Annotated in this window: 21 protein-coding genes and 1 pseudogene; 7 read left to right on the plus strand and 15 right to left on the minus strand. The window is 57.7% G+C overall.

Annotated elements, in window-relative coordinates:
- Positions 1-155 precede the first annotated feature (155 nt).
- The 6 genes from ACFPPD_RS24110 to ACFPPD_RS24135 form a co-directional block, all read right to left on the minus strand.
- Positions 156-497 carry a YtxH domain-containing protein gene (locus ACFPPD_RS24110; protein ID WP_209744111.1) on the minus strand — a complete coding sequence of 114 codons (342 nt, stop codon included), beginning with the start codon at positions 495-497 and terminating at the stop codon, positions 156-158.
- Between the two features lie 5 nt (positions 498-502).
- Positions 503-997 (minus strand): hypothetical protein, encoded by a 495-nt coding sequence (locus ACFPPD_RS24115; RefSeq protein ID WP_209744114.1) that lies wholly within the window; start codon positions 995-997, stop codon positions 503-505.
- 154 nt (positions 998-1,151) lie between these two features.
- Positions 1,152-1,805: a helix-turn-helix transcriptional regulator gene (locus ACFPPD_RS24120; RefSeq protein ID WP_209744117.1), complete on the minus strand. Its 654-nt coding sequence runs from the start codon at positions 1,803-1,805 to the stop codon at positions 1,152-1,154.
- A gap of 127 nt (positions 1,806-1,932) precedes the next feature.
- Entirely contained in the window at positions 1,933-2,355 is a 423-nt protein-coding gene (locus ACFPPD_RS24125) for a DUF86 domain-containing protein (RefSeq protein ID WP_209744120.1), read from the minus strand.
- 16 nt (positions 2,356-2,371) lie between these two features.
- Positions 2,372-2,512 (minus strand): hypothetical protein, encoded by a 141-nt coding sequence (locus ACFPPD_RS24130; RefSeq protein ID WP_209744123.1) that lies wholly within the window; start codon positions 2,510-2,512, stop codon positions 2,372-2,374.
- 2 nt (positions 2,513-2,514) lie between these two features.
- Complete coding sequence (locus tag ACFPPD_RS24135; protein WP_209744126.1) at positions 2,515-2,802, minus strand: Dabb family protein; 288 nt, start codon at positions 2,800-2,802, stop codon at positions 2,515-2,517.
- Between the two features lie 92 nt (positions 2,803-2,894).
- Here ACFPPD_RS24135 and ACFPPD_RS24140 point away from each other — a divergent pair, with 92 nt between their 5' ends.
- The gene (locus ACFPPD_RS24140) at positions 2,895-3,146 is read left to right on the plus strand and encodes a hypothetical protein (protein ID WP_209744129.1); all 252 of its coding nucleotides are present in this window, start codon (positions 2,895-2,897) and stop codon (positions 3,144-3,146) included.
- A 194-nt stretch (positions 3,147-3,340) separates the two neighbouring features.
- Here ACFPPD_RS24140 and ACFPPD_RS24145 read toward each other — a convergent pair whose 3' ends face one another.
- The 6 genes and pseudogenes from ACFPPD_RS24145 to ACFPPD_RS24170 form a co-directional block, all read right to left on the minus strand.
- Complete coding sequence (locus tag ACFPPD_RS24145; protein WP_209744131.1) at positions 3,341-3,721, minus strand: cupredoxin domain-containing protein; 381 nt, start codon at positions 3,719-3,721, stop codon at positions 3,341-3,343.
- 172 nt (positions 3,722-3,893) lie between these two features.
- Positions 3,894-4,409: a phage holin family protein gene (locus ACFPPD_RS24150; RefSeq protein ID WP_378083664.1), complete on the minus strand. Its 516-nt coding sequence runs from the start codon at positions 4,407-4,409 to the stop codon at positions 3,894-3,896.
- 646 nt (positions 4,410-5,055) lie between these two features.
- Positions 5,056-5,226, minus strand: a pseudogene (locus ACFPPD_RS24155) (spore germination protein); the annotation flags it as partial.
- 292 nt (positions 5,227-5,518) lie between these two features.
- Positions 5,519-6,514: an aldose 1-epimerase gene (locus ACFPPD_RS24160; RefSeq protein ID WP_209744137.1), complete on the minus strand. Its 996-nt coding sequence runs from the start codon at positions 6,512-6,514 to the stop codon at positions 5,519-5,521.
- Positions 6,515-6,574: 60 nt separating this feature from the next.
- On the minus strand, positions 6,575-7,291 hold the full coding sequence (locus ACFPPD_RS24165) for a hypothetical protein (RefSeq protein ID WP_209744140.1): 717 nt from the start codon (positions 7,289-7,291) through the stop codon (positions 6,575-6,577).
- Positions 7,257-8,531 carry a M48 family metallopeptidase gene (locus tag ACFPPD_RS24170; RefSeq protein ID WP_378083735.1) on the minus strand — a complete coding sequence of 425 codons (1,275 nt, stop codon included), beginning with the start codon at positions 8,529-8,531 and terminating at the stop codon, positions 7,257-7,259. Before ACFPPD_RS24170 ends, ACFPPD_RS24165 begins: the two co-directional genes overlap by 35 nt.
- A gap of 158 nt (positions 8,532-8,689) precedes the next feature.
- Here ACFPPD_RS24170 and ACFPPD_RS24175 point away from each other — a divergent pair, with 158 nt between their 5' ends.
- Both ACFPPD_RS24175 and ACFPPD_RS24180 read left to right on the plus strand, forming a co-directional pair.
- Complete coding sequence (locus ACFPPD_RS24175; RefSeq protein ID WP_209744143.1) at positions 8,690-9,028, plus strand: L,D-transpeptidase; 339 nt, start codon at positions 8,690-8,692, stop codon at positions 9,026-9,028.
- 79 nt (positions 9,029-9,107) lie between these two features.
- The gene (locus tag ACFPPD_RS24180; protein WP_209744146.1) at positions 9,108-9,485 is read left to right on the plus strand and encodes a DUF4363 family protein; all 378 of its coding nucleotides are present in this window, start codon (positions 9,108-9,110) and stop codon (positions 9,483-9,485) included.
- A 520-nt stretch (positions 9,486-10,005) separates the two neighbouring features.
- On the opposite strand, the gene rarD is transcribed toward ACFPPD_RS24180, so the two are convergent.
- The gene (gene rarD, locus ACFPPD_RS24185; RefSeq protein ID WP_209744149.1) at positions 10,006-10,899 is read right to left on the minus strand and encodes an EamA family transporter RarD; all 894 of its coding nucleotides are present in this window, start codon (positions 10,897-10,899) and stop codon (positions 10,006-10,008) included.
- Positions 10,900-11,002: 103 nt separating this feature from the next.
- Here rarD and ACFPPD_RS24190 point away from each other — a divergent pair, with 103 nt between their 5' ends.
- A complete protein-coding gene (locus ACFPPD_RS24190) occupies positions 11,003-11,641 on the plus strand; it encodes a dihydrodipicolinate synthase family protein (RefSeq protein ID WP_378083668.1) in 639 nt (212 codons plus the stop codon).
- Between the two features lie 73 nt (positions 11,642-11,714).
- Here ACFPPD_RS24190 and ACFPPD_RS24195 read toward each other — a convergent pair whose 3' ends face one another.
- Positions 11,715-13,196, minus strand: a complete 1,482-nt coding sequence (locus tag ACFPPD_RS24195) for a DHA2 family efflux MFS transporter permease subunit (RefSeq protein WP_209744152.1) — start codon at positions 13,194-13,196, stop codon at positions 11,715-11,717.
- Positions 13,197-13,394: 198 nt separating this feature from the next.
- On the opposite strand from ACFPPD_RS24195, the gene ACFPPD_RS24200 reads away from it, so the two are divergent.
- The 3 genes from ACFPPD_RS24200 (at position 13,395) to ACFPPD_RS24210 (ending at position 15,768) form a co-directional block, all read left to right on the plus strand.
- The gene (locus ACFPPD_RS24200) at positions 13,395-13,928 is read left to right on the plus strand and encodes a HugZ family pyridoxamine 5'-phosphate oxidase (protein WP_209744155.1); all 534 of its coding nucleotides are present in this window, start codon (positions 13,395-13,397) and stop codon (positions 13,926-13,928) included.
- 23 nt (positions 13,929-13,951) lie between these two features.
- A complete protein-coding gene (locus tag ACFPPD_RS24205; protein WP_209744158.1) occupies positions 13,952-14,434 on the plus strand; it encodes a DinB family protein in 483 nt (160 codons plus the stop codon).
- Positions 14,435-14,574: 140 nt separating this feature from the next.
- Positions 14,575-15,768, plus strand: a complete 1,194-nt coding sequence (locus tag ACFPPD_RS24210) for an oxalate decarboxylase family bicupin (RefSeq protein ID WP_209744161.1) — start codon at positions 14,575-14,577, stop codon at positions 15,766-15,768.
- A gap of 28 nt (positions 15,769-15,796) precedes the next feature.
- Here ACFPPD_RS24210 and ACFPPD_RS24215 read toward each other — a convergent pair whose 3' ends face one another.
- Complete coding sequence (locus ACFPPD_RS24215) at positions 15,797-17,965, minus strand: EAL domain-containing protein (protein WP_209744164.1); 2,169 nt, start codon at positions 17,963-17,965, stop codon at positions 15,797-15,799.
- Positions 17,966-18,038: the final 73 nt, after the last annotated feature.

Here is an 18,038-nt window from a genome sequence, read left to right on the forward strand (position 1 = left end):
AGCGCCCGAAGCAAAAGGTACCACAAGCGTGTCGGGAAACCCTTGCCCGTCAAGGCTTCCCGGGATTGGCGCCCAGGCGTCGGGGACGGATAAAACAAAGCGATCGCCGCCCTGCGGGAGCGGGCGGCGATCGCTTTGTTCCGTTCGTCTTGCCGTTATCTAACGGCGACTTCGTCGTCGGAAGCGACGTACTCGGCGGCTTCTGCTTCTTCGCCGGCGAGTTCTTCGGTCGCGGCGACTTCCGCGTTAGCGGCAGGCAAAGACGATTGGCCGCGCGAACGAAGGTCTTTCACGAAGCCCGACGTGCGCTGCGCCAGCGATTGCACCGCGGATCCGGCTTGGCGGCCGATGTCCGCCGTTTTTTCTCCTACCTTTTGCGCCGTATCGGCAATGTCCCCGCGCAGCTCGCGGCCGGATTTCGGAGCGAACAGCAACGCCGTTACCGCCCCCGTGATCGCGCCCGTCAAAGTTCCCAGAAAAAACGCTTTTTTGGACATGAATTTCACTCTCCCTCAGATGGTTCCGCACTCGTTCCCGCGTCCGGCTTGCTTCCGGACGTTTCGTCGCCGTCCGTCCTGCGACGCCATAGCGCCCATAGCTTGCGTCCCAGTTCCTTCAGCTCCCGAACCGGCTCTCCATCGGCTTCTCGGGAAGGCGACGCGGTATGGAAGGGCGAAGTCAGGCAATCCCGGTACAGCTCCGCGATTTCCATCGCGGATCTCGCCGCCGTCTGCGCCGCCTCGCCGATCGCCCGCGCCCCCTCCGCGAACGTCGCGAAACCTTGCATCCTTTGCCTCGATGCCCGTATAGCGTCCTCGGCTTCTTCGGACAACTTCCGGCAATGCCGCAACGCCGATTCCGCCTCCTTGCCCACGCGATCCAGGACGGCTTCCATTCGCGCTAGCGCGCGAACCGCCTTCGCGATGCCGAAGGCGATCGCGATCGCGATCCCCGCCGCCGCGGCCGCGATCGCGTAACCCGCGAGCTCCCATGCCATTCTCGATCCCTCCTGCCGATAGTCGAACCCGGGCGAATGCCCATGCGGTCTATGACAGTATAAGAAGCAGGAGCCCGTCTTGACACAGCGGACAAGCCGCGATCGCGATAAAAAATAAAAAACGGCCGGCTGCATTGGCGGCCGAACCGTACTATTACGTCGTCATGGCGCCCGTTCTCGGGCGAATGGCGTATGAACAGCGGAACTCTCCGTCCGCCAGGCATTCCGTCCGTTCGACGTCCGCGTCGAGCAGCCGTTCGAACAATTGTTGCTCGCACCGGCAAGCTTCCCGGTACTTGCCCGCGACTTTCGCGATCGGGCAATTATATTCCCGAAGAACGAAAGATCCGTCATCCGAGGCGGGCTCCCACTCGGTCATGTACCCTCCGCCGTTCTGGATCGCGCTCAGCTCGGATACGCGGTCCGCAAGCGGCAACTCCGACATCCGGTCGCGGTATCGAGACTCCAGCTTGTCTCTTCTGCCCTGGAACATTCGTTCGATCATTGCTTCGCCGTCGTCCTGCTCCTCGAGCTCTTCCAACAGATCGAGCATGAGCTGAGGGTAATTCTTCGGAAACAATTCGTCGGCTTGCTCCGTCAACGAATAGCGGTACATCGGGCGACCCATCGCTTGGCGAACGAGCTCCGAGCGAATGAGCCGATCTTTCTCGAGCGATTGAATATGTCTTCTGACGGCCATCTCGGTGATGCCTAGCGCTTTGGACAAATCTCCGATACAGCCGTTCCCTTGCGTCTTAAGCAACTGAAGCAACTGGCGTCTCGTCGACAGTTCTTCCCGCGGCTGCATGGCATCTCCTCCTCTTGGAATCATTGTAGCCGAAACGGCCCGCTTCGTAAATCGGAGGATCGTGGGATAGCCGCGCCGACGGGTAAGTCGGGCCCCGGCGCGAACCGGTACGCCCGGCCTGGCGCCGTTAAATCAGCTCTCGCCTCAAATAGTCTTCGACTTGATCGGAGAACCCCATCAGCGCGCGCGGGAGCTCCGCCGTCAACGGATGCCGTTCGGCGCGCGGCCATGCGTCGTACTCTTGCACGAGCTTCTTGCGAAGCAGGACGGCGCTTCTGAGCGCCGTCGCCACTTCGGTCGTCACGACGCCTTCTTCGGCGATAATGTCGATGATGTCTTCGTAACTGCTGGCGTCCCTCATAATGAAACCGTCGATTAGCGCATGCCCGACGTCCGTCGCGACTTCCGCCGCCAAATGAAGCGCCCTCTCCTGGGCCAAGCCTTCGATCAATCCGCCGCTCCATGCGACCGTTGCCGCGGAGAGAGCTTGGGCGATCTCCGGCAAACACGCCAGTCTGGAACGAATGAACGCAACGTTCACGTCATACATACGCGCCCGGTCCCCTTTACCGATTCTTTTTGCGCCTGCCTCTGCGCTTTAACCATACGATCATGACGACGCAACTGATCAGGATGAGCACGACGTACGTCATCATTTGATAGACGTCGCCCATGTTCATCGGATCCTTCTCGACGAGCGGCATCATGATTAGCTCTCGTAATCCGCGCTAACCGAAGATTCGCGGTAAATGTTCATGTGCTCGATCACTTTTTTGTGTTCGGGATGAACTTGATAAGCTTGCAGGTCTTCCATTGAATCGAACTTCGTGTAAAGCGCGATGTCGTACGACCGGTCGGAACGAACGACGTCTACGCCGACTTCCAGATGGCGCAGCACGTCGATCTTGCCTTCCATGTCGCGGAGCACTTGAGCGGTTCTTTCCACGCTTTCCGGGCTGCCGTCTTTCAATTTGAAAAGGACGATATGAGTGATCATGTTTCCCATTCCTTTCTTCTTATGAGGCTGAGCGCGCAGGCGCATAATACGGATTACAGCAAGCTAATCGCGAAGGGAGTCCTCATGCGACCATGCGATATACCATGACTTGGGCCTGCGCCGCGATCGGCATCGCCTTGATCATGTTCAACGCGAGCGGGTATGATCCGCACAACTTGTTCCTGATGATGTTCAGCGTGCCGATGTGGTTCGTCGAAGTGTTCACCGATATTCACAAAGTCAGCGTTTGGTTCATGTACGCGTTGACCGTCCTCAGCTGGATGCTCATCGGTTACTTAGGCGACAAAGCCATTCAACGGACGCGCGGACGGGAGCGTTCGTAACGCATCGCTTTTCCGGGCATGTCCGTCAAAGACGACGGAAACTCCCGATACTCGGAAAAAAAGGAGCCCTCGCGGCTCCTTTTCCGTTCACGATTCAGAATGTTTAAGTTTCACGCTTATCCATTTCTGAATCGTCTCCGCAAAGCTTCTTCAGCGCCCAGAAAGCGCCGAAGGCGTTTTTGCTTCGTTGCTCGTTACTCGACGATGAACTTCGATGTCATCGTACCGTGGCCCGTACCGCACATGATCGAGCATTTCATTTCGTATGTGCCGGGCTTGTCGAACGTGACTTCCATCTCCGGAGCGTCAGCGCTCAGTTCGACGTCCAAGCCGACGATCTCGACGCCGTGTTTGCCGAGCGTGTTGGAGAACTTGATTTTATAGTTGGTTCCCGCTTTCACGTGGTATTCGGCCTCGTCGAAATTGTAGTTCGTCGCTTTGATTTTAAGCAATTCTTGTCCTTCTTTGAGGTCGGACGCTTCGTCTTTCGGTTTCTCCGGCAGACCGGTAGCAAGTAGGTATACACCCATTGCGCACGCGATAGTTAACAAAGCGGACATCAGCCATTTATGCATCGTTTGCTCCCCTGCTTCCTACAAAATGTCTACCACTTATTGTACCTAATACAGGCGCTTCAACTCAAGCACTTGTCGGCATAGAATGTTCCACTTTTAATACTTTTGACAATTTTATGAACAACGGACGCTTGCTATTATTGTAGGCTTCGATCTCCGAATGAATACGTCGTCATTCCCCCCCAGACTGTTTCGGCTTATCCTCCGGTTCGTTATCGAGCTTGTCGTCGGCTTTCTCTTCCGTCTTCTCTACCGGCTTGTCTTCCGTGTCGTCTCCCGGTTTTGGTTCGACCGCCTTATCCCCCGCGCGATCCCTCAGAACGGAGACGATTTGCTTGAGCCTGTCGGGAAGCGGAAGGCCCATTCGCCCGTAATTCTCGATGATGGACAACAACTCGTTGGCGATGTAGAAAAAGACGGCGCTACCCATGACCGCTTCGACGCCGAGCAAGACGTCCAGCCGATGGGCGATGATCATGACGAGCAGGATCATCGCTTTCTTCAACAATCCCCAGAATCCGAAGTTGCTGTTCAACCCCGTGCCTTCCCTAAGAGCGGCCGCGACGCCCGTGAAATAGTCGATCGCCATCAGCACTAGCAAAAAAGTCAGCGACTCCGTCCACGTTCCGAACGAAAAAGAAAACGCCGCGCCGAACAACGCGCAAAGAACGCCGACCTGCATTTGCATCTATCATCCCTCCCATAGCCAGCTTTTAATAGCTTATTCGGGTTGGACAAGACGGGAACGGTCATGACCTATTAAGAAATACCGCCAACGGGTAAGTTCGTTTCCTGACGGATCGAACCGCTTTTCTCGGTTAGTCCAGACCCTCTTAAGCGGGTAAACTAAATGTATGGATGTCAATTAATTGATGGCGATTCCCGAGAATGCGATGAATAGTTGCTCAGAATACAACTGTTTTTCAACTCGGCCCGGTTTTCGAGGAATTTGGGCAGAAATAGTGGCTTATTTTACAACTATATAGACGGTATTAATGATGCCGTTATTGAACACTGGCGCGAGGTACGGCGGGTTGAGAAGTTATAACGGTATTTTTAAAGATGTAAATATAAGTGGAAAAAATACTACTAATTTCCTCGAATAATCGGCAAATTGAAAACTAAAGGGAAAACATGCGTTTAATTCTTCCGAATCGCCTCCATTTGGCTATTTGAAGGAAAATAAGCGTACTTTTTCCCTTTAGAAAGTCAGGATTTCGAAATACGGCATATTTAAGTGCGTGATTTCCCTCTATATAGACAGTGGCGTGAGGTACGGCTGGTTGAGAAGTTATAACGGTATTTTAAAAGCCGTCAATATAGTCCGACAAAAGTCGGCTTGCTTCTAAAATTAGTTGTATTCTGTGCGTCGGAAGCATCTCTTGATGGAACGTCGTGATCGCGATATACATCAACGGACCGGGAAGACCGATCAGAATGCCGACGAACCGGAGGCTGCGAACAAGTCTGCTGATGTCCCAGCGTTGATAATAATCCTCCGACGAGGCCGTCCGCGTAGACGACGAGCGCGTCTTTCTTGAACATGCCCTCGCCGACATGGAACTCCGCTCCCTGAAGACGATGTCGTCGCTGTTGCCGAAGGCAGCTTTCATCGACCGTGTATTTTCTTTCAAGCGGTCGCTTAAAGTATCCGGCATATCGGACCTCTTCCTCCTCAGGCGAAAATGGTTGGATTTGGATAGTATGAGCTTCGCGTCGCGAAACCATTCGACGACGAAAAGCCGGCCAAGGATGTTCCCTTGGCCGGCTTCGATATCGCCGATCTTTCGCTCTCGCTTATTCCGAATACATTCGGCTCGTCTCCGTCCACTTCGCTCCGGGCTCCAGCCGGATCAATCCGGTAACGCCTTCCGGCAATCCGACGTTCGGCGCGTTGACCATCCCCGTCTGCGGTTCCGGACAGAAAAACTTGCCGTTCGCCTTCGCGTTGTATACCATCCAATGCTTATAAGCGCCGCCTGCCTCGTATACGAAGCGGACGCCCGCTTTCGCATCCTCGACCGTCACCGCGTTGCGGCCGCCGTCCGCCCCGGACGCGGCGTAATGGTTGTCCAGCTCTTCGAAATACGGATCGCCTTGTCCCGCGGCTAAAGCTTGCTCTCCGCCGTTAAGCGGCAAGCTTCGTTCCGTCGGCAATTGCCGCGCGTTCAGCTCCCAACGGTCGCCGATCGGAATGCCGCACCGAATGTCCCCGGCGTCGCTCCCGGGCGCGAACGGCGCGTTCAGCGTCGTATGGAAGCCAAGCATGAACGGGAGCGCTTGCTCGCTTTCGTTGATGGCATCGAACCTTTGTTCAAGCCCTTGCTCCGACAGCGCGAACGACTGGCGAAGGACGACGCGGTGGGGGAAAGCCGCAAAATCGGGATGTTTTTCGTCGAAAACGAAGCTTACCATTACACGGCACTCGTTCTCGTCTTCCGACAATGCCTCGACTTCCCACTCCGAGTCGTAAACGAAGCCGTGAATGTGGTTGTTCGTATGGGCTTCGTTGACGGGCAACCGGTAGGATCGGCCGTCGAAATCGAAAGAACCGGCATCGTAGCGGTTCGGAGGAAACAGCACGGGAATGCCGTGCAGGATCGGTTTGGCAACGAAATCTCCCCATTCCGCTCCTTCCGGCTCGCGAAGGAAACGGTATCCGTTCTCGTCGTCCCGGAAGGAAACCAGGTTACCGCCGAGCGTCGGGAGCAAAATCGCGGAATACTTCCCGTGCTTCAAATAAATCGCGGGAACGTTCTCGTAAACGCCTTGTTTCGCATATCGTTCTGTCATCGTCTTTAGCCTCGATTCGTCGTTTGTTTGTTCGAGTATATAAGCGACACGCGCGCCGCGTCAATATTCCGGAGTTCTATTCCGCCGATTTAGCCACAGTTGAATCGCGCCGAGCGTCCGTTCGAGGTTCGACGCGCCCTCCGCGTCGACGTACGGGGCCGCTTCGCGAAAATAATCCGCGTGGCCGCCGACGATCGGCACTTCCGCGCGGGAAGCCGGCCCGTGCTTGCCCCGCCAGCCGTGCGAGCCGAACCACGGAACGAAGTCGGCCGGTCGCCGACTGCGACCCGCGGCGCTGATCGACAGCACGTATGGCCGCAAGGCAGACGGGATGCGGCACTTCGGCGAACCGATCATGACCGCGAGGCAGCGCGAACGCTCGCGCCTATCCAGCAGCAGCTGCGCCGCGTGCACGGCGGCGACGCCGCCTCCGCTATGGCCGAGAAGCAACGTCGTCGCGGGGTCGCTAACCGCCCCGCGTTCCCGAATCGCGTCCGCCGCTATCCGGCCCCCGACGGAACGCGTCAGCCGCTCCGCCTTCTCGCCAAGCCTCATGTCGGCGACGATCTCCCTCAGTTGGGGCAGCTTGCCCCGGCTCCAGTCCCCGTAAGGAAACAGCGCTTCGGTCCGTTCCACCCGGGCGCCGTCCCGTTCGAGCCGTTCCCTAAGCGCTGCGCCCATCCTTTCCATGAAGCGTGGCGCCGTCGCGAAGCCGGCCAGCATATAGATTTCGTATTTCCGATTATCGTCCGCGTTCCCGTTCGAACCTTTCGGCATCTTTAATCCTCTCCAAGTCGGACGGATGATCGTCCCTGAACCATTTGACGAACAGCGGCGGATTGACGTCCGCGAGCACGGCGACGGACATTTTCTGGTTCATCGTCGCCGAGCCCTCCGCGCTGCCGATCAATTCCATCGCGTAACGGTCCGCGGAGGCTTCCGCGTTCCTCGACACGGCGTTCGAGACCGGGAGCGTCGCGAACGACAACACGGACAGAACGAGCATCGCGAGCGGCAGCGCGGCCATGTCGGACGGCGACCGGATGCCCCATCTTTCTCCGCGTCTTCGGATCGCGAAGCGGTAGATCCATCCGCCGACGAACAGCAGCGCGAGCGAGGAGCCTGCCGCGCCTGCCGCGCTCCATTCCAGGTGGTGCTTGACGTAATGGCCCATCTCGTGCGCCATGACGAGCAGAATCTCTTGTTCCGTCAGCTTCTTCAGCGTCGTGTCCCACAGCACGATCCGAAGCGAGGAGCCCATGCCGTTCACGTAGGCGTTCATCGCATTCGTCTTCTCCGACATGTCGACCTCGTACACCCGGTGCGCCGGAATGTCCGCTTTGGCGGCCAACTCCAGAATGCGCGCTTCCAGCTTCGGATCGGACAGCGTCTTAAAGTCGTTGTACAGCGGGTCGATAACGACCGGCTGCACGTACATCATGAACGCCGTGAACGGAATCGACAGGAGCCATAGCTTAAGCCACCAGCGGCCGCCCTTGGATATGAGCCAGAAAGCGACGCCGGACACCGCCAGCAGCGTCGCGTAGCCGATGCCGAAAGCGACGAGCTTGTCTCTCAGCCAATCGAGCGCGGGCTGCGTCGAGATGCCGTAAGCGCGGGAAAGCTTGTAGCCGACGACCCGAAGAGGCAAATACAGCACGAAAGCCGCGGCATTCACGAGCAGCGCGTAGATCGGAAAACGAACCCAAACCGGAAGACCCGTTCGCTCCAGCGCGTCTCTCCAGCTTCGCGCCGCACCTCCCGCAAGCAACATGAAATAGATAAGCCACTCCCATGGCCCGCTCAGGAAGAACAGCCAATTTCGTACCGCGTTGATGTTCGCGCTGTCTCGCAGCTGCTCCGGCGAGAAGAACGTCGCGGGGTCGGCGGCGGTTCCCTCGTAAGCGGGGGGAACGTTATTCGGCGACGTATACCAGACGTACGCCGCCATCAAAGAGGCGTAAACGGCTAACAAAGCCGCGTATTTCCCTAATCCCGACCGATAGCGCAAGCGCATGGACACGATCACGATCCTTTCTACGGAAAGCTACTTCGGCGCCCCGGGACGCCGAAGACGTTTTGCTGGCGATGGAAAGATCATACCATTTTTCATGGGCGCGCGTTCCATGTCCCCCGCATGTCGGCTCACATAAGCTATCGGAAGGAGGAATGACCATGGCGACTTACCGCATTATCGTCGATTTGTCCGACCGGGATCTCTATTTGCTGGACGGAGACGTCGTCGTCCGATCGTTCCCGGTCGGCATCGGCAAAATGCTGACGCAGACGCCGACCGGGGAATACACCATCGTCAATAAGCAAGCCAGTCCCGGCGGACCGTTCGGCGCTTATTGGATGGGCTTGTCCAAGCCCCATTACGGCATTCACGGCACGAACGATCCCGGCTCCATCGGATTCGAAGTGAGCCACGGCTGCATCCGAATGTATAACGAGGACGTCCTTCTGCTGAATTCGCTCGTGCCGATCGGAACCCGGGTGACGATCCGGCCTTAACGGGACCCGGTATATTCCTTCCCGATTATGCCGAGATTGGTGGTATCGTGAACCCATCGAGAGGCAGGTAGACAGCGACGTGACGCAACGACGCATCACTTGGTCACTGGCGGCGATACTTTTCGTGATTATGCTCACCCTCTATTTGTACCAATATGACTATATGAATACCGGGACGACGTCCTTTAGCGACAAGCTTACCTTCATTCGCGAATACGCCAAGCAGAATGACTGGAGCAGCACGCAAAAGATAGGCGATTCCGTCAAGAGGATATGGAAAAAGGGCCACGCGCTCGCGGCGATCAGCCACGCGGACGATCAATACTCCGTGCTGAACGTATCCCTGCTCGAGCTGCAACGCGCCGTAGAGTCGCGTAACCTGCACAAGGTCGGCAAGCTGACGGGCTATAACGTCCTGCTGTTCGATCACCTGGCGTCGGCTTCGCCGAAAAAATAAGCAGACTGCTCGCTTTAGCGCTGGCAGGACGAGGCCGACGCGACGACGGCATGCGCGGGCTGAATTGCCGCTATACTATCGTTTGCCAGGTACGCTCGGGTATACGAAGTGAGTATCGTTTCACTTTTTCCGCTACGGAAGAGGCTACGGTACAATCCTTCTGTAACGGGCGTTCTTTGCCGTGCGATCCTCTTTAAGCATCCCTGACCGAAAGGAAGATTCGATATGAGCATGAATTACCGCAAAGTCGGCCGCACCTGAAAGTAAGCGAGATCAGCTTGGGCAGCTGACTCACCTACGGAGGCTACGTCGAGCAAGAACGCGCGGCGTCCGGCGGCGTCCTCTCGGACGAGACGCTCGCTTCGATCGAAGCCGCTCTCGCGAACGTCGCGCAATAAGCGGAGTTGACATTTAGCGACGCGGGGCACCGGTATTCGGCGAGATTCGGACTTGCGAGATTAAGGAAAGAGGCTGTCTCTTCTCCAGAAGAAGGAACAGCCTCTTTATTACGTTTCTCCGCTCAGCCCGCGCCGGACGTCCGCGGCGTGACCGTGCGGGCGGCGCGTACCGAAGACGCGGCGTAGACGGCGATCGCGGTCCAGATGATCGCGAAGCCGACGATGAGCGCGGGCGTTATCGTTTCCTTGAAGACGAACGCGCTTAGGGCGAGCTGAATCGTCGGTCCTATGTATTGGACGAACCCGAGCGTCGAGAGCGACAGCTTGCCGGCCGCCTTCGCGAAGAAGAGCAACGGCAACGCGGTCGCGACCCCGGCGACGAGCAACTCTACGATCGTGCCCGCCGGCAGCATCCACGCCTTAGCCGATCCGTCCGCGCCCAAGTAAGCCCAATAAAGCAACGCCAGCGGAACGACGATCGCCGTCTCAGCGAACAGGCCGATCGACGCGTCTTGCTTGATTTTTTTCTTCGCCAACCCGTATAGGCCGAATGTTCCCGCCAGCGATACCGATACCCACGGGAAAATGCCGTAATCGAAGGCGATGAGCAGCACCGCCGCCCCCGCGAGCGCGACCGCGAGCCATTGCCCCCGGTTCGGCTTCTCCCGCAGGAACAAGACCGCGAGCAACACGTTCAGCAGCGGCGTAATGTAATACCCGAGGCTCGTCTCCACGACGTGCCCGTTATTGACCGCCCAGATGAAGATGAGCCAGTTCGCCGCGATCAACAGGCTGCTGGCGACGAGCGTCAGCAACGCCGCCCGGTTCTTGAAGACGCCGGCCATGTCCCCCCAGCGCGTCTGAATCGCGACGAGCGCGACCATGAAGACGAACGACCAGACGATCCGATGGGACAATATTTCCCCGGCTGGCACATCTTCGAACAATTTCCAATATAAAGGAAGCAATCCCCACATGACGTAGGCGATGACGGCGTTTCCCAATCCGTTTCTCATATTGCGCGCTCCGTCCCCCTTCAGGACAATATGAACGGAATTATACGCCTGGCCGAACGGGAACGCAAAGGGTAACTGGGGCGAAGCAGAACGGATTTATAACGTGGAAAAAGACGTTCGCACTTGCCATCCGGTAAACCGGTTCGCCGTTCCCGTAAGGTTGGGCGCTGACGCGGTGCTCGCCGTCGTTCCCTATTACAGCAAGCCTTCTCCGGAAGGCATTATCGAGCATTACCGGCAGCTCGCCCGCGTCGGCGTCCCCGTCGTCGCCTACGAAATTCCGGCGCGCACGGGGGTGCGGCTATCCGCCGAGACGGTCAAGCGAATCTTCGATATCGACGGCGTCATCGGCTTGAAAGACAGTTCGGGCGATACTGCGCTGACGGCGGAATTGACGCGGGGCGGCGAGACGAAGCCGATTCTCTGCGGCGACGACCTTTTATTCCACGCCATGCTGAGCCAGGGCGCGTCGGGCGGCATATTGGCATCGGCCAATTGGCACACGCCGATCTACCTCGAAGCGTACCGGCGGTTCGCCGCGGGCGACGTCCAAGGCGCCAAAAGAACGTTCGATCTGCTCGTTCCGTATATCCGCCTGCTGTTCCGCGAATCCAATCCCGCCCCTTTGAAAAGGGTGCTCGCCCGCCAAGGGCTGATCGCTTCCGATCATCTCAGGTTACCGATGGTTCCCGTATCGGACGAACTGCGCGCCGAGTTGGACAAAGCTTTCAAAGGGGCATGAGAAAAAGGCTATCCCCAATCCGTTGAGGATTGAGATAGCCTTTTTCCGTTTCTTTGGCGATTGCAGCGGTTCGTTACCCTATTAACGCGCCTTCGCCTTGGGCGGCCGCATCATGCTCCGCGCCCTTCTCTTGCTTCGCCTTGATCCGTCTAAGCGTCAGGCCGAGCGCGAGTCCGACGACGGCGATGCCGGCCAAGATCAAGTACGTATCCTGAAAGGCGTTCGCCATCGCCGGATCCGGTTTGTTCCCCTGTCCGACGTAATGAACCGTCCGGTTCGCGATGATCGTCGTCAAGCCGGCGACGGCGAACGAAGTGACGACCTGCTGGGCCGCGCTCGTCAACGACGTCACCCGGCTCACTAAGTCGGACGGAGCCGATTGGATCAAATACGTGTTCAGAGGCAAGAACGACAGGCCCATTCCCATACCCAGCAACGCACGCGGGAACAAGAACGACCACGCGCTGTCGCCCGGATCGATGCGGGAGATCAGGAATGCGCCGACCGTCACGAGCGTCAGTCCCGTTATGACGAGCGGACGAGCGCCGATCCGGTCGTATAGCCTGCCGCCGACAGGCATGAACGCCGCTGCCGCCAACGCTTGCGGCAGCGTCCAGATGCCCGCGTGGAACGCGCTCATGCCCATGAGCCGCTGCATGAAGTAAGGAATCATGAAGATGACGCCGAACATGACGAATTGAAGCACCCATTGCGCGACGATGCCGCGCGAGAACAGGGACGACTTGAACACCCGAAGCTCGAGCAACGGTTCCTTCTTCCTCGTCAGCTCGACGATGACGAAGAGAACGAGCGCGACGGCGCCTCCCGAGAGACCGACGATCGTTTCCGTCGACGTCCAGCTTTCTCCGCCTTCGCTGATGCCGTACGACAATCCCGCGAACGCGAGAGGTCCGAGCAGGATGCCCCAGAAATCGAGGGACGCGGATGCCTTCACCGGGAAGCGCGGCAGCTTCACGACGCAGAGGATGAATCCGAGGATGCCGATCGGCACATTGATCAGAAAAATCCATTGCCAATTCACGTAGTCGACCAAATACCCCGAGACGATCGGGCCGAGCGCGGGCGCGAGCAAGATCGGAATGCCCATCATGCCCAAAATGCTGCCCGCCTTCTCGGGGGGACTTAGACGATACGTCATCGCGAAGGCGATCGGTACGACCATTCCGCCTCCGAGACCTTGAAAGACGCGGAAAGCGATCAACTGCTCGGCCGTCGTCGCGAACGCGCACAAGATCGAGCCCAGCACGAACAGGACGAGCGACGAGACGAAAATCCGCTTCGCTCCGTAGCGGTCCGACATCCAGCCGGCGAGCGGAATGACGGCGGCTTGCGCCAGCGCGTAGCCGGTGATCGTCCACTGCACGACCGACAACGACTCGTGAAAATCTTCCCCAAGCACGGGCAACGCGACGTTGACCGCGGTCGTATCCAGAATGACCATGAAAATGCCGACGATGATGGCGATCAGCGGCCAGACGAGTTCGCGAACGGAGTTCGCCGGCCTTAAGCCTAATTCGGTTGAAGCAGAATCCATTACGGTAAACCTCCCTCGATTACGACGATTCAAAGAGATTGTACCGCCGTTGGATAAGAATGGCAACTTACGCGGAATCCTCTGGGAAGAGGCTTTTCACACTTCATTTATTTTCTCGTTCGCGTACATTTATGTTGATAATGATAATTGTTATCAATATAATGAGAATAGTTATCATTTGAGAGGATTGGGATTCCCATGAAGCAATTGGATAAGGAAAAGGTCAAGCTTCAGTATTTGACTTTCGCGAGCAGTCTGAAAACGCTTATGCTCGGCACCGTAGACGACGGCGGCAATCCGTTCGTCTCCTACGCCCCGTTCGTCAAGCTGAACGGCAAGCTCTACGTGTACATCAGCAGCATCGCTCATCATTACCGCCATATCGAGAACCATCCGGCGGTCGACGCGATGTTGATCGAAGACGAATCGGCGTCCGCCAACCTGTTCGCCCGACAGCGCGCGCGGTTCGTCTGCACGGCCGTCAACGTCGGCAACGAAGGCAACGAGGAAGTGTTCGCGCAATTCGAGGAACGGTTCGGCAAAGGCATGATCGGCATGCTGCGCGGACTGGACTTCTCGCTGTTCGAGCTGACCGCCCGCGAAGGCCGTTACGTGGCGGGCTTCGGCCAAGCGTTCGACATCGACCTGGCCGGCGAGAAGTTCGAGCACGTGGCTCGCGACGGCCATAAGCAGGCTAGCCCGTCCGATCACGCGCCGAAGCAATCATCTTAAACCGAAGGAGATCCCCGATCCCCATGACTTTTACGACCGTATTGCCGATCTGGCAAGCGATTCAACAAAGATTCCACAAAACCGTCCGCGCCATGCCGGAATCCGATTTGCCCCTAGCGCTGGGAGGCGCGTCCATCGGCTCGATGCTGCGCCATAACGGCGAAGTCGAGTACATGTTCGCGGAATGGTATTTCGGCAGAAAAATACCCGAGGGCATCGCGATCCATACGGGTCGTGGGGCGGCGGGCATCAAAGTCGACATGTCCAGCCTTGCGGAACTGATCGGATTCCTCGAAGCTTCGAACAACCACTTGATCGAAGCGATGAAGGATTTGCCGGAAGAAAAATGGACCGAACCGGTCGAATCGCCGATGGGCGTAGCGACGCCGCTCGAAGCGGCCGGAAGGCTCATGTACCATACCGGCATCCACGCCGGACAAATTTCCCTCATCCAGAAAACCGCGCCGGGACGCCAAGCGGCGGAAACGCCCGCGCGGACGCACTAATCAGTCAAGGCCCTTATGGCGATTCCGCCATAGGGGCCTTCGTTCGTTCCCGTTTCCACATACGAACCAAGCCGTCGAACATACGATCTAACGTAGGCGATCTTCGAAGCTTCGCCGGACGACTGGAGGAATAAGCGGAGATGAGCGACCCGAACCGCAAAACCGGCAATCCTTACGCCGTGCCGCAGCCGATCAATTCATTAGGCGAAGGAGCTCCGGATTACGGTCCCCGCGACGTCATGCGAGACCGGGAAAATCCGAATATGCTCGTTCCGCCGGTCACGGATTCGGGCTTGCTGCCGAATATGAAAATGTCGTTCTCGGACACGCATATGCAGCTCGATCACGGGGGATGGTCCAGGGAAATCACGGTACGCGACCTGCCGATCGCCACGACGCTCGCGGGCGTCAACATGTGCTTGACGCCCGGAGGCGTGAGGGAACTGCATTGGCACCAGCAAGCGGAATGGTCTTATATGATATGGGGCAACGCGAGGATCACGTCCGTCGACCAGAACGGGCGCAATTTCATCGCCGACGTCGGGCCCGGGGACCTGTGGTATTTTCCGCCGGGACTTCCCCATTCCATCCAAGGTCTGGCCGACGGTTGCGAATTTCTGCTCGTCTTCGACGACGGCAACTTCTCGGACTTGAACACTCTCTCGATCTCCGACTGGTTCGCGCACACGCCGAAGGACGTGCTCTCCGCCAACTTCGGGGTGCCGGAAGGCGCCTTCGACGCCATCCCTACCGGTCAGGTGTATATTTACCAAGACCGGGTGCCGGGCTCGCTGGAGAGCCAAGCCGTCCAATCCCCTTACGGGACGATTCCTCTCTCTTTCAAGCACCGCCTGCTTGCCCAGCCCCCTCTCAAGACGCCGGGCGGCAGCGTCCGGATCGCCGATTCCTCGAACTTTCCCGCCTCGAAGACGATCGCCGCGGCGCTCGTCGAGATCGAGCCCGGCGCGATGAGAGAGCTTCATTGGCATCCGAACAACGACGAATGGCAATATTATTTGACCGGCTGCGGACGCATGACGGTGTTCGCGGGGAACGGCGTCGCCCGCACGTTCGATTACCGGGCCGGGGACGTCGGCTACGTACCGTTCGCATTCGGGCATTACATTCAGAACACGGGCACCCAAACGCTCCGTTTTCTCGAAATGTTCAAAAGCGACCGGTTCGTCGACGTCTCCCTGAACCAGTGGATGGCGCTTACGCCGCGCGAGCTCGTCGGGAGCAATCTCAACGTCGGGCCCGAATTGTTGGACGCGCTGCGCAAAGTCAAATGGCCAGTCGTTAAGTACCCTAGGCAGGCTTCATCTTCCGAGTAGAACATCAAGCCATTGAATTAGCCCTCCGTTACGTCCTCCCGTAATTCCGGGCGAGTCCGGGCACCTGCGCCGCCTCGATCGGGTAACCGAATAAATAACCTTGCATCATCCGGCATCCGAGCTCGCCCAGCATGGAGACCTGCTCCTCCGTCTCCACGCCTTCCGTGATGACTTCCAGGCCGAGACAGGACGCCATCGATTGAATCGAATGAATGATGGACGCGTTGATAGGGTGGTCTTTCATCCCCCTGACGAAAGACTGGTCGATCTTCAGCTTATCGATCGGAAACTCCTTCAAGTAGCTTAGCGCGCTGTAGCCGATGCCGAAGTCGTCGATCGCGATGCTGACGCCGAGCGCCTTCAAGTCCTTGAGGGCCGCGATCGCGCCCTGAACGTGCATCGTCATGCCCTCGGTGATCTCGAGTACCAAATATTGCGCGTCCAGCCCGGTCTCCGCCAATACCGATTCGATGCGTTCCTTCAGCTTCTGGTCGTAAAATTGGCTCGGCGACAAGTTCACCGCGACAGGCACGCGGATCAGATCCTCATCCTGCCATTTCTTATTCTGCCGGCACCCTTCGCGAAGCGCCCATTCTCCGATGCCGTAGATGAGCCCCGTCTCTTCCGCAATCGGAATGAACGTGGCCGGGGACACCCGGCCGAGCTCCGGATTGTTCCATCGGATCAAGCATTCGAAGCCGACGATCCGGCCTTCCAGCGTATCGATCTGCGGCTGATAATGAAGCGAAAATCCCTCCCGCTCGACCGCCTTGCGCAGGTGGCGTTCGATCGTCATCCGTAGCTGTATTTTCTCTTGGAACGAAGGTTCGAACGGCTGGAACCGGTTGCCTCCGAGCGATTTGGCGTGATCCATCGCGATGTGGGCGTATCTCGATAGGTGCTCCGGATCCCGATGGTCATCGGGAAACCGGCTGACGCCGACGCTGGCGGACATCTGGATATCGTGGTTATCGATGCGGACCGGGTGTCCTAGCGCGAGCAGCATTTGCTCCGAAAGCCGCTGCTCGTCCTCTCTCGGCAGCTCGGCGGCCAGCACGACAAACTCGTCCCCGCCGGCCCGGAACACGATCGTGTTCTTCCGCGCGAACGTCTTCATCCGACGCGCCATCAGCTGCAGCAGCTTGTCCCCGACTTCGTGGCCGAGCGTGTCGTTGGCGATCTTGAATTGGTCCAAGTTAATGTAGAAGACGCTGAAGCAGCTATGTTCGGAGACGAAGCCATCCATCGCTTCCCGGACGTATCGCCGGTGCGGAAGCCCCGTTAACGGATCGTGCATGTTCAGCGTATTCAGCTGATCCTTCAGCCGCTTCTGCTCCGTCAGATCAAGGGCGAGCCCGCATACTTCGACGACGGTTCCGTTTCTGCGAATCGGCTGGAACACGCCTTGAATGACCGATCTCTTCCATTCGAATTCGTAGAAGACCGAATCCTCTCCGTCCCATGCCCGACGATATAACGTCGAGAAAAACGCCGACGCTTCCGGCGGAAAGAGCGACTCCAAATCCGCGCCGATCATCTGCGAGGACGTCATGCCCGATCGTTCCAGCATCCCGCCGGCATATCTCGTATAAATAAACCGGCCGTCTTCTTCCTTGAACGCGTAGATCATGCCCTTCAGCTTATTCACGACGTTTAGTAACGCATCGGACACTTTGATTTGCTCGTCCATGCAATTGGCCATGAACCCGATGAACAGTTGCATGATCCGGTCGATCCCGTCCCAACGTTCCTTGATCCGCCTAGTGGATTGCGAACCGAGCGCGGCTTTGCAACGCATCAGAAACTCATCCACGAACAGCGGATTGGGCGGTTGGTTGAACAGCATGTCTTTATGGAAGAAATCCGCGGCCCCCAATGCGAGCGCGTCGAAAGCGAACGTGGAACCTTCTTCGGTGTAGCTGCTCAGCATGACGACGGGAACCGAATGCTCGGACATGATTTTCTTGAGCGCCGTCAACCCGTCCATGACCGGCATTTCCACGTCCATCGTAATTAAATCCGGTTGAAGCGCCGCCAATCGATCCAACGCTTCCCGACCGTTGGACGCCGTTCCGACAACGACGAAAGCCGGTTCCCGTTCTACGATGGCTTGTATCAGGCGTCTCATGACCGCCGAGTCGTCTACGACCATCACTCTCTTCGGATTGTGGGTTGAACCGGCGTTTCCTTCGTTCAAGGGTCTCTCCCCTCCACTTTCTTGTTGTTTTCACTATCCTAGAAGGTTCTGATTTCGTTCCCCCTATTTGGAT

It is taken from the genome of Cohnella suwonensis, assembly GCF_042655365.1.
Classification (GTDB): Bacteria; Bacillota; Bacilli; order Paenibacillales; family Paenibacillaceae; genus Cohnella; species Cohnella suwonensis.